The sequence below is a fragment of the Pedobacter sp. KACC 23697 genome, assembly GCF_045348445.1.
Lineage (GTDB): Bacteria > Bacteroidota > Bacteroidia > Sphingobacteriales > Sphingobacteriaceae > Pedobacter.
Genome location: NZ_CP157485.1, coordinates 4585706 through 4600793, shown reverse-complemented (window position 1 = coordinate 4600793; position 15088 = coordinate 4585706). Strand labels below are relative to the sequence as shown.

At 38.7% G+C, this 15088-nt stretch carries 12 protein-coding genes; 6 read left to right on the top strand and 6 right to left on the bottom strand.

The window, feature by feature from the left end:
• Positions 1 to 129: 129 nt before the first annotated feature.
• Both ABEG20_RS18640 and ABEG20_RS18635 read right to left on the bottom strand, forming a co-directional pair.
• Positions 130 to 2646, bottom strand: a complete 2517-nt coding sequence (locus ABEG20_RS18640; RefSeq protein ID WP_406824749.1) for a zinc-dependent metalloprotease — start codon at positions 2644 to 2646, stop codon at positions 130 to 132.
• 91 nt (positions 2647 to 2737) lie between these two features.
• Positions 2738 to 3985 (bottom strand): aspartyl protease family protein, encoded by a 1248-nt coding sequence (locus ABEG20_RS18635; protein ID WP_406824748.1) that lies wholly within the window; start codon positions 3983 to 3985, stop codon positions 2738 to 2740.
• A 51-nt stretch (positions 3986 to 4036) separates the two neighbouring features.
• Here ABEG20_RS18635 and ABEG20_RS18630 point away from each other — a divergent pair, with 51 nt between their 5' ends.
• From ABEG20_RS18630 to ABEG20_RS18615, 4 genes are read left to right on the top strand one after another with little or no spacing between them, the layout of a single operon-like run.
• Positions 4037 to 5365, top strand: coding sequence for a D-alanyl-D-alanine carboxypeptidase/D-alanyl-D-alanine-endopeptidase (locus tag ABEG20_RS18630; protein WP_406824747.1), 1329 nt, complete (start codon positions 4037 to 4039; stop codon positions 5363 to 5365).
• 30 nt (positions 5366 to 5395) lie between these two features.
• On the top strand, positions 5396 to 6421 hold the full coding sequence (locus tag ABEG20_RS18625; RefSeq protein WP_406824746.1) for a glycosyl hydrolase family 18 protein: 1026 nt from the start codon (positions 5396 to 5398) through the stop codon (positions 6419 to 6421).
• 1 nt (position 6422) lies between these two features.
• Positions 6423 to 7469 (top strand): aminotransferase class I/II-fold pyridoxal phosphate-dependent enzyme, encoded by a 1047-nt coding sequence (locus ABEG20_RS18620; protein ID WP_406824745.1) that lies wholly within the window; start codon positions 6423 to 6425, stop codon positions 7467 to 7469.
• Positions 7470 to 7506: 37 nt separating this feature from the next.
• Positions 7507 to 8007, top strand: a complete 501-nt coding sequence (locus ABEG20_RS18615) for a phosphoglycerate mutase family protein (RefSeq protein ID WP_406824744.1) — start codon at positions 7507 to 7509, stop codon at positions 8005 to 8007.
• A 208-nt stretch (positions 8008 to 8215) separates the two neighbouring features.
• Here the strand turns inward: ABEG20_RS18615 and ABEG20_RS18610 are convergent, their stop codons facing one another.
• The 3 genes from ABEG20_RS18610 to tsaE form a co-directional block, all read right to left on the bottom strand.
• The gene (locus ABEG20_RS18610) at positions 8216 to 8896 is read right to left on the bottom strand and encodes a M15 family metallopeptidase (RefSeq protein WP_406824743.1); all 681 of its coding nucleotides are present in this window, start codon (positions 8894 to 8896) and stop codon (positions 8216 to 8218) included.
• Positions 8897 to 8994: 98 nt separating this feature from the next.
• Entirely contained in the window at positions 8995 to 10221 is a 1227-nt protein-coding gene (locus ABEG20_RS18605; RefSeq protein ID WP_406824742.1) for an alanine dehydrogenase, read from the bottom strand.
• A gap of 73 nt (positions 10222 to 10294) precedes the next feature.
• Positions 10295 to 10711, bottom strand: coding sequence for a tRNA (adenosine(37)-N6)-threonylcarbamoyltransferase complex ATPase subunit type 1 TsaE (gene tsaE, locus ABEG20_RS18600; RefSeq protein WP_406824741.1), 417 nt, complete (start codon positions 10709 to 10711; stop codon positions 10295 to 10297).
• 107 nt (positions 10712 to 10818) lie between these two features.
• Between tsaE and ABEG20_RS18595 the strand changes: the two genes are divergently transcribed.
• Positions 10819 to 11868 carry a C39 family peptidase gene (locus ABEG20_RS18595; protein WP_406824740.1) on the top strand — a complete coding sequence of 350 codons (1050 nt, stop codon included), beginning with the start codon at positions 10819 to 10821 and terminating at the stop codon, positions 11866 to 11868.
• Positions 11869 to 12176: 308 nt separating this feature from the next.
• Here ABEG20_RS18595 and ABEG20_RS18590 read toward each other — a convergent pair whose 3' ends face one another.
• Entirely contained in the window at positions 12177 to 13730 is a 1554-nt protein-coding gene (locus ABEG20_RS18590) for a PglZ domain-containing protein (RefSeq protein WP_406824739.1), read from the bottom strand.
• 111 nt (positions 13731 to 13841) lie between these two features.
• Between ABEG20_RS18590 and ABEG20_RS18585 the strand changes: the two genes are divergently transcribed.
• Positions 13842 to 15065 (top strand): HD domain-containing protein, encoded by a 1224-nt coding sequence (locus ABEG20_RS18585; protein WP_406824738.1) that lies wholly within the window; start codon positions 13842 to 13844, stop codon positions 15063 to 15065.
• Positions 15066 to 15088 lie beyond the last annotated feature (23 nt).

Genomic DNA, 15088 nt, shown 5'->3' with positions numbered 1-15088 from the left:
CAGTGGAGGGGACGAATCGCGGGGTTTGGTGTAAATAAAAAGCGGAGCGATCAATTTAACTGATCTGCTCCGCCTTTTTGAATGATTGAATGGGTGCATCGCTATTCAATCATCCCCTAATGCTAACATTTATTTTTTCGGATCTAAAATATCTTTAATTCTGATATTTAAATCTTCGTAATGTGCTTTGGTAATGGCATCACCGGCAGCTGCCCTGGCCTTTGTGGTAGCCAATAAGGTTTTCAGCTCTGCCCTCACCAATGGTCTGATATCAGATAAGCCAACATTGATTGGGGTTAAACCATAACTCGCTGCATAGTCTGCAGGGAAACCAACCGGAAGTTCATTTTCTTTAGTCATCAGATCCTGCAAACGGTCTACATAAGCACGTTGTAGGTTACGCTTAAATGCATCTGCTCTTCCTGCAACAAAAACCGATGATCTTAAGTCGGTAAATAATTCAGGCAAGGTATATGCCTTTGCAGTGCCGTTTTTGGTTTCGTTATCCAGCAAGCGTGCGATACGGGATGCCGATAGCAAATTACCCAGCGTATTGGTTTGAACACCTTTGATCCGGTTTAACAATACACCATTATCAAATTTACTTAATTGATCGTTACTGATTAACCAGAGCGGTGTAGTAAATAATTGTTGATTGAAAAAAGCAACAGCTTCTTTTTGTTTTGCTTTTGGTAAGTAAGCATAAACCGGTCCTTTTTGATCATAGGTTTTAAAATTTTCGCTTAAGCCACCAACATTTGTAGCTACATGTCCCATGTAGCGGTTAAACTGACCAACAATTTCAGTGTAAATTTCTTTTAAATCGCTGTAATCTTTTCCTTTTTGATAGGTCCATTTTTCTACATTTGGAAGGATGCGTTTTAAATTGGCAATACCATAAGTACTCGCTTTCATTGCATTGTCGCCCAAATCTTCGCTCTGCAAACGAGGGTCTAATGAAGTTCCCTGGCGGCCATAGAAATACAAAGGATTACCGGCGTTTTTCAATGTCCACTGATCTAAAACTTCTTTTTCCTGCTCTGCGCTTTTGTTGCCGGGAATCCAGGAATAGCCCCATTTTATAGACCATTTATCGTATTCCCCTATCTGAGGGTGAAGTTTGGTTACACCATCACCAGGTTGAGCGATGTAGTTAAAACGTGCATAATCCATAATTGATGGTGCTGTACCATGTTTATCGGTAAACGTTTTTGAACGTAACGAATCAACCGGATAAGCATAACTTGAGCCAAAGTTATGTGGCAAACCTAAAGTATGGCCTATTTCGTGTGATGAAACAAAACGGATCAGCTCGCCCATCTGCGCATCGGTAAATTGTGCTTTACGCACATCAGGATTAGTGGCTGCTGTTTGTACAAAATACCAGTTACGCAACAGGTTCATTACGTTATGGTACCAGCCAATATGCGTTTCCAAAATCTGACCAGTACGAGGGTCGCTAACGTGCGGACCATAGGCATTTGCGATATCTGATGCAAAATAACGGACAACCGAATACCTGGAATCTTCTACACTAAACTGAGGATCTTGTTGCGGCGTTGGCGCTTCTTTACCAATAATGGCATTTTTGAAACCAGCAGCTTCGAACGCTACCTGCCAGTCATTAATTCCCTGAATTAAAAACGGCACCCATTTTTTTGGTGTTGCAGGATCAATATAAATTACAATAGGTTTTACCGGTTCAACCAATTCGCCACGTTTATAGGCGTTTGTATCTTTCGGAACCAAATTCCAGCGGTGAATGTAGGCTGTACGCTCTGCCTTTTGTGCGTTGCTTCCGTAATCGATTTGAGATTGACCAAAGTAACCAACCCTGCTATCCATTATCCTGGCTTTTACAGGCGTTTTTGGCAATAATAACATCGATGTATTGAATTCGAAAGTTACAGCTCCATTACTGTTATCCGTTGGCGATTCTACTGCACGGTAAGTTTTAGCTGTTTTGACTTCCACATTAATCGGAAAAGTTTTTATCGTATCGATATAAGAACGCGTTGCATCGTACATCGTAACTTTATATGCTTTCCGGATCTGATCAGTAGCGCCGATGGCCATGATATCACCATTATAAAAATCGGTAACATCAATCACCACGCCTGTTGTATCTTTATTGTAGGCTTTAATTTCAAAACTGGCTAAAATCTGCGCAAGATTAGAGTTTTGTACCGATTCGTACATATCGCTGTTCGGATCGGCTTTGGTGGAGTAACTAGGAACGCGGATGTACACCTGTTTACCTTTACGCTCCCATTTCCATACCTGCTCGTTTAATTCCTCGCCACCATATTGCTGGTTGCCTACTTTTACGCCTGCAGGTGCTTTTGCCAAACGGGTAACCACGAGCATTTCGCGGTTAATCATCGAATCCGGTATCTCAAAATACCATTTGTCGTCTACTTTGTGCGTTTTAAATAAACCGTTTGTTGTTCTTGCCTTTGCGGTAACTACTTCAGAAAATGGTTTAATGCCCTCTTTTTTTGGTGCTGCTGCCGGGGCTGCTGTAGGCGTTGCCGGTGTGCTTCCTTTAGTTGTTTTAGACTTTTTCTGGGCAAATACGGAACCTGTTCCGGCTACACCAAGTGCCAGGATACCTGCAAGGGCAAGTACCTTAAAATTTTTATTCATGTGTATATAAAGTTAGTTTGCTTGGCAATAAGAGGTTAAAGTTAAAATCTTGTTACACGACAAATCGTTTGTAACCGGAAAATTACGTTTATCAGATTCTTTTTTCGAGTCGAACCACTTTAAGATAGACCTGATTATCCCTGAAAATTTCGAGAATGATATTGCTTTCTGCTTTCGATTTAAACATTTCGGTAAGATCGTTTAATGAATAGGCATCAATGCTCTTAAAATTTACCCCGATAATTTCATCGTCAGGACACAAACCTGCCTTTTCTGCCGGACTATTTTCGTCTATTTCTCCGATCAGCACTCTTTTAAATGCTTTCTGATCGAGATATAACACCATACCCACCATATCATGTTCGAAAGGTATTTTCCTGAATTTATTGGGCTTAATATAAATAAATGTATCCCGATAGTTAAACTGAATGTCAAATTTCCGGAGTAAATCGGCGCCTAAATTGCCATTCCTTTTGGATAAATCTATTTTATTTGCAATACTTTTGAAATCAGGAAATCCGGCAACAACATCTTTAAAAACATTGCCTCCAATACTAAATCTGGTTACTCGACCAACATATCCTTTAATCTGCCCGCTTAAGCTCATTCCCAAATTAGCTTTGATTTTCTTTTCAGGCAGGGGGAATTCTTTGCCATTGAGCATTTCGAGCGATAAAGCATGGCTCGCTCCGCTATCTATTAAAAACCTGGCTTCAGCTGTTTTCCCGTCAGGCACATCAATTGTGGCTAAAATATAAGGCTTCTGGTTTTCTATTCCGATAGGTATTTTTTTTCCGCGGTATTTAATTTTGGCATCAGGATTATAAATAATCAGCCTGTTTTCACTATACCTGATATCAACAATAAAACTATTAAAAAAACTGTAGCCCAGCAAACCATAAATCTGCATTCCTAAATGTCCAGACAGGTTAAACAAGTCTTCTTTTAAGATCGCCGCCGGTATATACTTCATACTGGCATTGCCTACCTTAACATCAAGACTTTGAGAAACATAAGCATCAACACTTTCAATGCCTAAGCCAGAAACTTTAATTTTACGGAGCATACCAAAATTCAATGAATCGATGATAGATGGATCAGTAATAATCATCGGACCAACGCCGGTATCAAGAACAAAATCATATGGTCCTTTTCCATTTACATATACCGGAATAACCATGAGGTTTTTGATACATTTAAAAGGGATAGACTGTTTTTGCCGGTTTCTTTTAAAAAGAAATTCCTGTCCGAACCCGGACAAAGCAAGAAATATAAACCCCAGGCAAATGGTCAGTTTACGTAAACAGATTATTACACCGGGGTTATATTTGGCTAACATTAAACTAAATTTAATAAATTAGTTAATCTTTATGTCACCTAAATTTAGCACATGTTTCTTTTAAAAAAGTATAATTCTATTTTTATCACATTTATTCTATCACTCTGTTTGTTAACAGGCTGCTCAACCAATAAGATCATTTCAAAAAAAGTAGCTAAAGCATTTAAAAATTCGCAGGTGATTAAACAATACCAGGTGGGCTTCGCCCTTTACAATCCCGCAGATAAAAAAATGATTTTTCAGAAAGATGCAGACCAGTATTTTACCCCGGCATCTAATACCAAACTATATACGTTTTTTGCAAGCTTAAAAATGCTGCCAGATTTAATGCCTGCATTAAAATATACCGAACGGAATGATTCGTTGATTTTTTGGGGAACCGGAGATCCGGCTTTTTTACAGTTTGCGGTAAAAGACAAATCGGCATATAATTTTCTCCTGGCCTCCAATAAAAAACTGTTCTTTTCACCAGGAAGATATTCGGGCAATTTTTTTGGCGAAGGCTGGGCCTGGGATGATTACGATTATTATTACCAGCCAGAAATTACCGAAATGCCTATTATGGATAACATGGTGACCTCTACCTATCTCAGCCCAAATAAAATCAATATTGAACCAAAGGTTTTTGCGCCCTGTTTCGAAATAGATTCTACCCGTAGAACAGGGGATTTTCAGGTGAGAAGAGATTTCTTAAGTAACTGCTTTCACTACTCTGCTGTTGCGGTAAAGCCCGGTTATAATCAGCAAAACCCTTATAAAACCAGTGCGCAGGTTACTGTTGAGATACTGGCTGATACTTTACACAAACCCGTAGGTATCGTAAATTTAAAGATCCCACAGGATGCTAAAACATTACCTGGCGCAAAGCGCGATTCGGTGCTAAAGCATATGATGTTACCCAGCGATAATTTTATTGCCGAACATTTGTTATTGGTTTGCGCTAACCAGATTGGCGATACATTAAGCACCACCAAAGCGATTGATTACATGATCAAAAACTACCTTTCTTTTCTGCCTGATCCAGTAAAATGGGTTGATGGATCTGGATTGTCCCGCCAGAATTTATTTACACCGCGCGATAATGTATACCTTCTGGATTCCATTTACAGGCTGGTAAACAATCCGGAAAAGCTTTTTGATCTGTTACCTGCAGGCGGAAAAAGCGGCACTTTAAAAAATGCTTACCCCAAAACCGATAAACCTTTTGTTTTTGGGAAAACCGGTTCGCTGGGCGGTGTTCATAATCAAAGCGGCTATGTGCTCACCAAGAAGGGTAAAACCTATATTTTTTCTTTTATGAACAACAGCTTTGTCAAACCAACTGCCGAGGTACGTGCAGAAATGGTGAGGATAATCACTTATATACACGATAATTTTTAAGTATATGTAACATCAATTAATACCCTAACTATGAAAAAAATCTATTTATTGATGGGCATTTCTACCCTGCTGGTCATATCATCCTGCAAGAAAAACGATCCCATAACCGATTCTACCGGGAATCCTATACCCACAATACCATATATGCCAGACAATAGTTTTAAAATTGTAAGCTATTTTCCAAGCTACCGGGATCCGGCCGGTGTGGCAGATTCGAAGTTTAAAATGATTACGCACCTCTTTTATGCTTTTTTAAACCCCAATACCGACGGAAGCTTAGCGGCATTAGAACAACCTGGTCGATTTACAACCGTAATGCAAAAGGCAAAGGCTAATGGTGTAAAAACAGGCATATCGATATCGGGTACGAAAAGTATTTTTGTAACCATGGCTGCATCTGCAACGGCCAGAAATCTGTTTGTAAAAAATGTGCTAACTTTTGCCAAAACAAACAATCTGGATGGTGTAGATATGGATTGGGAATACCCAAGTACCAGCGATGGCTCAGCAGACAATTATGTGCTCCTGATGAAGGAACTTTCAGACTCGCTACACAAATACCATAAATTTTTAAGTGCGGCCATCACCCCGGGTGTATATGCCGGCAGTATTAGAGATGGATTAAAATCTGAAGTTTTCCCATCTGTAGATTTCTTTAATATTATGGTTTATGATGGTATTGGCTGGGATAAAAATGAACCTATTCAACATGCATCATACAACATGGCGGTTGCCAGTTTAAATTATTGGCTAAGCACACGGGGTATGCCAAGGGAGAAAGCCATTTTAGGTATCCCGGCTTATGGTAGGAATGCCGGTAACTCGGCTAAGGCCTATCGTGATTTTGTAACCGAGGGTGCCGATGTAAGTTTAGATAATGCATTAATTAATGGCGTTCAATTTTACTTTAACGGAACGATCACCACCAGAAAAAAAGCTAAACTCGCCAAAGATATGGCAAATGGAATTATGTTCTGGGAATTCTACCATGATGACAATGGCGATAAATCTATTATCCGCGCTGCCAACGATGAGCTCGGGAGGAACTATAATTAATATGAAACCCAACTTTAAATCGATTGACCAGCCTTTTTCTAACCAAATAAATACTGAGGGAAGCACTTATTTATATTTTGGTGGAACAGCTTATCTGGGCATTCCCAAAAACCAGGATTTCATTGACTTATATATCGAAGGAATTAAAAAGTTCGGTTTAAACAACGGAACAAGTCGCACCAACAATATTCAACTGGGCATTTATGATGATGCCGAAAAAGTAGCTGCCGGGCGATATGGAGCAGAAGCCGCGATCATTACTTCGAGCGGATATTTAGCCGCACAGCTTACTGTTAAAGGCTTGTCCACATCAGGCAAAATAATCTATGCTCCGGCTACGCACCCTGCACTTTGGTTAACCGATCAGCCGGCAAATCCGCTACAAACGTTTAATGACTGGAAGCAGGAAACAGTTAAGGTCATCAATGCTTCAGAAGAAAAAAAATGGGTACTGATCAGTAATTCCATGAATAATCTTTTCCCTGAAATTTATGATTTTAACTTCCTCACTGAAATACATGCGGAAAAAGAAATTATTTTAATTGTTGATGATTCGCATGGTATAGGGATCAATAATAATGGATGGGGTGCATTGATCAACCTTCCGGTTAAATCCAATATCCAACGGCTTGTTGTGGCCTCAATGGCGAAAGCCTTAGGGGTAGATGCCGGTTTGGTTTTGGGTTCTGCTGACCTTATTGCCAAACTAAAAAGCGGCAATATTTTTATTGGGGCATCACCTCCTTCTGCTGCCAGCCTGTTTGCCTTTATCAAGGCTGATAAAATATACCACCATGCATGGACGAGATTACAGGAGAATATAAAGCTATTTACTGCCAATTTAAATAAAACATGGACATTTGAACCAGCATTTCCTGCATTTTTGACTCGAGACTCAACTTTAGCAGACCGCTTGTTAAAAGAAAAAATCCTGATTTCATCTTTTCCTTACCCTAAGCCGGAATCTAAACCGATCAATAGAATTATTTTGAGCAGTTGGCATGAAAAAGAAGATATTGAAAAGCTGGTGGCGGCTATAAATTTTTAGCCTTTCCTTATCCAATTAATTTTTCAATATTTATGACATGAAAAAACTGTTCGTATTCCTGGCGCTAACGCTGCTCTTTGCCAATATCGTTTCTGCGCAAACCACTACGGTTTGGATTGTTAGGCATGCAGAGAAAGACAAATCTAACCCGCAGGATACCAATCCCAACCTATCTGATGAGGGGAGAATCCGGGCAGGAGATTTAGCAACGTACCTCAAAAAGGTGAAATTTGATGTTGCTTTTGCCACACCCACAAAAAGAACACACCAAACATTAGATTCATTGGTGATTCCGAAAGTGATTGATTATAAAGATATCAAATCGCTTGTGGATAGTGTTAAAACCAATTATGCTGGCAAAAACGTTATAATTGCCGGCCATTCTAACACGGTGCTGGAGATTATTGAAGCCTTTGGCGGTAAAAGGCCAAAAGAGGAATTAACTGACGATGATTACGATTACATTTTCGAATTATCGGTAAAAGAAGATAAAGCGAGGGTTAAAATGGATCAATACGGCAGGCCGCACCACTTGTAGTTTGTGCTGTCAGCTGTGACCACCTGGTAATTGGAAAGATAAATTTAGTGTAAGATGTTAACACCCTTACACCACGGATAATAATTTAGTTTAGGCCGGTTATTATACGACGAACAGATTTCTCCGTTTCGCTGCGCTTCAGTCGAAATAACGCAACTAATTGTTATGCGCCCAACACCAATGAACCAATGACAATTGAACTAATGAACTACAATTTCTCGAAAGGAATATCCATTAAATCGTAACTTTTCCAAGCAGTAAAATCATAGTGCCACCATTCGTTTTCCAGTACATTCATCTGGTATTTAGCCATGATGGCAATGAGGAAATCACGATTTTGCTTCGCCTCTGGTGATACTTTTTCATATTTGGCCGCAGCGGCTCCCGAAAAACTATCGTAAGGTGTTGGCATCAATAGTTCTTTGCCCGTTTTCAGATGAATCAATGTCAAATCTACCGCACAGCCCCTATTGTGTTTAGATCCTTTTGCCGGATTGGCCACAAAATTTTTATCACTCGCTTTTTTATAAAACTCAACCGTAATGGCATACGGCCGGTAGCCATCATATATTTTTAACCCGTAACCTTTTTTACTGAGTTCCTTTTGAATTTTCTTTAAGGCATCTACAACAGGTTTCCGGGCAAAAGCCCTCGCCTGTTTATACATCACCTGTTGCATAAAATTATTCCTGGTCGCATAGCGGATATCTAACTTAATCGTTGGAATGGCTTTTTTGATCTCAACCAGTTCGTTATTCGGATTCGATTTTACAGAAGCCTGATATTGGTTATAAGAATTTACGATAACCAGCTTTTTTATCGGAACCGGTTTATTTTGAGCATTTACAGCAACAGAGAAAACGAATAAAACGAGCAGATTGAATTTCATATTTAGTAGCATAAGAAATAAGTATCAAGATGTTAGATACAAGTATCAAAATATTTCTATCTCACATCATCCGTCTTACATTGTCCATCTTACATCTTTTATTGATTAGAAACGACTAACAGTTCCAAATCCTTAAATGGCAAATTAAACATATCTGCCAGATCTTTATTGGTGCAGTTACCCTGATAGATATAAAGTGCTTCGCGGATGCCCGGGTTATTCCAAACCATATTCATTAAGCCTCCAAATTCACCAATATCCAATAAAATCGGAGCAAAGATATTGGTAAGCGCATAAGATGCTGTTCTTGGAACACGTGAGGCAATATTAGGCACACAATAGTGAATTACATCGTATTTTCTAAAAACCGGATTGGTGTGGTTAGTCACCTCTGACGTTTCGAAACAACCACCCTGATCAATACTCACATCAATAACCACCGAATGTGGTTTCATCCGGGCAACAGTTTCTTCCATTACTATACATGGACTACGGCCGTGTGTAGCCCTAATGGCACCAATGACTACATCGCAGGTTATGATAGCCTTATTCAAAACAATAGGTTGCATTACTGAGGTAAATACCCTGCTCCCCAAATTATTCTGCAGGCGGCGTAAACGGTAAATGGAACTATCGAAAACCTTTACCTCTGCCCCTAATGCCAAAGCTGTTCTGGCAGCATATTCGCCAACCGTTCCGGCACCCAAAATCACAATTTCTGTAGGAGGAACCCCGGTAAAACCACCTAACATCAAGCCCTTGCCACCGGTTACATTGCTTAAATATTCTGCAGCAATTAAAATAGAGGTAGAACCTACTATTTCGCTCATGGCGCGTACTACACTCAGGATATTACCTTCGTCGCGGAGGTTCTCAAAACATAGTGCATTAATTTTTTTATGCATCAAAGCTTTAAGATATTCCTGCTTTAGCGTTCCGGTCTGCAAAGAAGAAATAAGTGTTTGGCCTTTATGCATCATTTCAATCTCTTCCAGCATTGGAGGGGCAATTTTCACCAGGATATCAGCATCAAAAACTTCCTTTTTGTTATAGGCAATTTTTGCACCCTGCTCTGCATATTCGGTATCGGAAAAATTAGCAGCAATACCTGCACCGCTTTCTAGAACAACCCGATGTCCGTTGTTTACCAATAACGCAACAGATAAAGGGGTTAATGCGATTCTGTTTTCCTGAAAAGAAATTTCTTTGGGTATTCCTATGTATAGACTGTTTTTTTTATTTCTGGTTTCTAGCGTTGCTTCTTGCGTTTGTAGTAAACCCTGACGAGCTATATCGGCCATTCCTTCCCGTAATCCTGTAGCCATGTTAAATTAAAATTATGATAGTTTTAGGTTGTTCAAGGTACGGAAAATCTGTTAATTTATTGATAACTAAATGTTATACCTTCGAGAGTTTGAATAATCGGCGGTTTTCATCCAGCACACTAATCTCAACCTTAATAAAACTTTCAGGCAATAATTCCCCTACACGCTCAGGCCATTCTATTAAGCAAATACCACCACCATAAAAATATTCTTCATAACCCAGATCATAGGCCTCATAAATATCTTTTATCCTATAAAAATCGAAATGGAATACAGATCCGTTAGGGCTATCATATTCGTTAACGATAGAATAAGTTGGGCTCGAAACCACATCGGTTACGCCCAGGGCAGCACAAAAAGTTTTGATAAAAGTGGTTTTTCCTGCACCCATATCGCCTTCAAAAATGAATACTTTTTGATCGCTGGCAAAATCAGAAAGCTGCTGTGCAACAGCAGGTAAACCGGCTAAACTATTTACTTCGATATCCATTTAATAAAATAAAGGCAAAAATAACACTAAAATATCTTGATTTTGTAACACCCGGTGATTTTAGCAACAGATTTTGTTCAGTTGATAATTATGCCGATTATTATGCCATGAAAAAAATTCACCTCTCTTTCCCTGTGCTTCTTTTAATACTTTTTATCTCTTGTAAAAAAGAAACAACCAAACTTAGCGGAGAAAACAAACTATTTTCTTTCTCCATTACAGACCAGGTATCGGCTCCGGTTATTGATGAAACTTTGCGCAAAATTACCGTAACCGTTACACCTGTTGCCAATTTGAGCGCTTTAAACTGCAGTTTTGCTGTTTCAGATGGTGCACTGGTAACTTTTAACAGCATTAAGCCTGCCGCTAATACGGCAATTGTCGATTTCTCTAAACCTGCTACACTGCATATTTTAGCAGCTAACGGAAATACGAGCGTTTGGACCATTATCGTTAATATCGTTTGGGAAGATTACGGACTTGGCAGGTTGGTAACCGCATCAAAAAGTATTGAAAAAACATTTAAATGGTATTACGATCAAGCCGGAACAGGGCTATTTTCATCTATCAACTGTGGACCAACTGTGGCTACCATGGCTGTTAAATGGAGCGATTCTACGTTTACCAAAACACCTCAGGATGCCCGTAACACCTATCGTTCAACCGGAGGCTGGTGGTATACAGATGATATTGTAAATTACCTGAATAAATATGGCATCAATTCTTCTTACACAGCATTACCGGATAATTATCAAACCATTAAGAAATATATTGACAAAAATTATATTGTAATTTTATGCCTTGATAACTATTACCTGCGTTACAATGCAAATGCTACCCAGCGAGTAGATAAATATTATAAAGTTAATGCCGCAGCATCGGGCCATTTCATTATCGTAAAAGGCTACAGGCAGGTGGATAATCAGTTTTATTTTGAAGTGTACGATCCCTGGTCCTATGGTGCTACTTATGCCGCTAGTAATCAGTTAAAAGGAGAAGACCGCTATTACAGAAGCGATGACCTGGAAACAGCTACCAATATATGGTGGGATTACGCCATTATTGTGGCTCCTAAAGGAAAAACTGTAGAAAAGCTAAATCAATTAAGCCCTAAGGCACAATTATTATCAATAGTTCCCGCCCAACATGGTGGATAAAGTGATCAAGAAAGTTTAATTATATCATTGATCATTTTAAGAATTAACCTTTAAAATAAAGGCCGATAATCATTAAATTGAATTATCGAATAAAAATTAAGAAAATACCCCGGTTTGCCAAAAAACAGGTTAATTTTATTATAACAATAGTTATAATGAAAGGCAAAAGTAATACATAAACTGCATTGCTTTTGCCTATTATAAATCGTTATTTTGACGGCATTAAAAAAATCATTTTTTCAAATGATTTAACCAAAAATTTCTGCATTCCGCTATGCTTCAATCGAAATGATGAAATTCATCTACACTTATCTCGGCGAATACGTCACTACCGGAATAATCATTTCCTCTAACGAGATCCCGCCGTGCTGGAAGGTTTCGTTATAGTAGTTTACAAACTGATTGTAGTTGTTCGGGTAAACGAAATAGCTATCTTCCCTTGCAAAAATATAACTGCTGCTGATATTGATCTTCGGCAACAAAGCATCGTGGGGGTTTTTAATCAAAAATACTTCTTTCGCATTAAAATTAAGGTTTCTGCCCTGCTTATACCTTAAATTGGTATTTGTACTTCTATCACCAATTACTTTAACCGGTTTTTTAACACGGATGGTTCCGTGGTCGGTGGTGATGATCACCTTAACTTTTTTCTGCGAAATTTTCTTCAATAAATCCCAAAGAGGTGAGTGCTCAAACCATGATAAGGTTAATGAACGGTAAGCCGCATCATCATTGGCCAATTCACGTATCATCTGCATATCGGTACGGGCATGGCTCAACATATCTACAAAGTTGAATACAATGGCATTGAAATCATTGTGCAATAAGTTGTTTGTCTGCTCAACAAGATCTTTCCCCTGCTCAAAAGTCAGGATTTTATGATAACTGAATTTACAATCCTTTCTTAAGTTACGTTTAATATTGTCAGACAGGAAAGCCTCTTCATGCATGTTTTTTCCACCTTCATCATCGTCGTTTTGCCAAAGTTGAGGGAACCGCTTTTCCATATCTAAAGGCATCATCCCAGAGAAAATTGCATTACGGGCATATTGTGTTGCTGTTGGCAAAATACTCGTGTACATATCTTCCTCGTCTATCCTGAAATATTCTGATATCAATGGATTAATAATTTTCCATTGATCATATCTTAAATTATCAATCAGGATAAAAAATACAGGTGTATTATCATTGATAAGCGGAAAGGCTTTTTTCTTCAGTAACTCGTTCGAAAGCAGAGGAGCTTGATCTCTGTTCTTAATCCAATCCAGGTAATTTTCTTCAATAAATTTTGTAAATTGGGTATTGGCCTCCTGTTTTTGCATGGTTAAAATTTCATGCATCTGCGGATCGTCCAGTTTTTCTAATTCAAGCTCCCAAAAAACGATTTTCTTGTAAACATCAATCCACTCCTCATAATTAAGCCTGTCGCCCAATGTCATTCCCAAACGGCGAAAATCCTGTTGATAAGCCATAGAGGTTTTTTCACTCACCAGACGTTTATTATCAATCAATTTTTTAATGGTCAGCAAAACCTGTTTAGGATTAACCGGTTTAATCAGGTAATCATCAATTTTGCTGCCTATTGCATCTTCCATCAGGTTTTCTTCTTCACTCTTTGTAATCAGCACCACAGGAACATCGGGGTTTAAGTTCTTAATGGCCGATAACGTTTCGATACCGCTCATGCCAGGCATGTTTTCATCAAGGAAAACCAGATCAAAATGGGCTTTCCCAAATGCTTCAAGAGCATCGTTACCATTGGTAAAAGTAGTTACATGGTAACCTTTATCATTTAATAATAGTATATGAGGTTTTAACAGGTCGATTTCATCATCGGCCCATAATATTTTAGTTTCTTGCATGTTTTTGTAAAAATAGATCAGTATTGCCGTTTAATTACGGCAGGTAATTCAAACTATAAATAAAAATAGCAATTTTTGTACCGTATCTATCTATTTAACTATTTTTAACGATTGAATAAGAAGAAAATAATAAATGATCCGGTTTACGGTTTCATCAGTATCCCGTCCGAATTGGTTTACGATGTGATATCCCATCCTTATTTCCAACGTTTGCGCTACATCAAACAGCTTGGAATGACACATTTGGTTTATCCAGGGGCTTTACACACGCGTTTTCACCATGCTTTGGGTGCCATGCACTTAATGAGTCTGGCCATCAATCTGTTAAAAAGTAAAGGACACATCATAACCGAAGGCGAAGAAGAAGCCGCCATTTTGGCCATTTTATTGCACGATATCGGTCATGGGCCTTTTTCGCATGCATTGGAGCACTCTTTGGTGACCGGAATCAGGCACGAGGATATTTCAGCAAAACTGATGCAGGACCTGAATGCTCATTTTGATGACCGTTTAACCCACGCTATCGAGATTTTTAATGGCACCTATCCTAAAAAATTTCTTCATCAATTGATTTCTGGCCAATTAGATCTGGATAGAATGGATTATTTAAACCGCGATAGCTTTTTTACAGGTGTAAGTGAAGGCGTAATCAGTTTCGACCGGATCATTAAAATGTTCAATGTGTATGATGATGACCTGGTAATTGAAGAGAAAGGCATTTATTCCATCGAGAAATTTTTAATTGCCCGCAGACTGATGTATTGGCAGGTTTACCTGCACAAAACAGTCATATCGGGCGAGATGATCCTGGTAAAATTATTAGAACGCGCTAAAGAATTATCAGCCGCCGGAGAAAACTTATTTGCTTCGCCATCTTTAAATTATTTTTTAAAAAACGATATCAACGAGGCTAATTTCTTTGCGCAGCACGAAAATCTGGAACATTTTACCAACCTTGATGATCAGGATATTTATGCAGCTGTTAAGGTTTGGACCAAACATCAAGATAAAATTTTGTCTGCGTTATGTAAAATGCTCACCTCCAGAAACCTCTACAAGGTAGAAATGGGCAACGAAAGGGCTGATACCGACCGTGTAAACTTTTTGCAGGATGCGGCAATTAATTTATTGGAAATTAAACCAGAAGAGGCCAGGTATTTTGTTTTCACCGATTCTATACAAAACCGTGCATATAATGCAGGTGTTGGAAATATTAAGATTTTAATGAAAAATAACGACATTGTTGATATTGCAAAGGCTTCTGATTTGTCTAATCTGGAGTCGTTACAGAAAACTGTAGAAAAATATATACTCTGTTACCCAAGAGGGATTTAAGTTTTTTTAACAAAATATTTGAC

Bases quoted from the DNA above. Each gene is read 5' to 3' on its own strand.
- ABEG20_RS18640 (WP_406824749.1), bottom strand. From the start codon at position 2,646: ATGAATAAAAATTTTAAGGTACTTGCCCTTGCAGGTATCCTGGCACTT.
- ABEG20_RS18635 (WP_406824748.1), bottom strand. From the start codon at position 3,985: ATGTTAGCCAAATATAACCCCGGTGTAATAATCTGTTTACGTAAACTG.
- ABEG20_RS18630 (WP_406824747.1), top strand. From the start codon at position 4,037: ATGTTTCTTTTAAAAAAGTATAATTCTATTTTTATCACATTTATTCTA.
- ABEG20_RS18625 (WP_406824746.1), top strand. From the start codon at position 5,396: ATGAAAAAAATCTATTTATTGATGGGCATTTCTACCCTGCTGGTCATA.
- ABEG20_RS18620 (WP_406824745.1), top strand. From the start codon at position 6,423: ATGAAACCCAACTTTAAATCGATTGACCAGCCTTTTTCTAACCAAATA.
- ABEG20_RS18615 (WP_406824744.1), top strand. From the start codon at position 7,507: ATGAAAAAACTGTTCGTATTCCTGGCGCTAACGCTGCTCTTTGCCAAT.
- ABEG20_RS18610 (WP_406824743.1), bottom strand. From the start codon at position 8,896: ATGAAATTCAATCTGCTCGTTTTATTCGTTTTCTCTGTTGCTGTAAAT.
- ABEG20_RS18605 (WP_406824742.1), bottom strand. From the start codon at position 10,221: ATGGCTACAGGATTACGGGAAGGAATGGCCGATATAGCTCGTCAGGGT.
- tsaE (WP_406824741.1), bottom strand. From the start codon at position 10,711: ATGGATATCGAAGTAAATAGTTTAGCCGGTTTACCTGCTGTTGCACAG.
- ABEG20_RS18595 (WP_406824740.1), top strand. From the start codon at position 10,819: ATGAAAAAAATTCACCTCTCTTTCCCTGTGCTTCTTTTAATACTTTTT.
- ABEG20_RS18590 (WP_406824739.1), bottom strand. From the start codon at position 13,730: ATGCAAGAAACTAAAATATTATGGGCCGATGATGAAATCGACCTGTTA.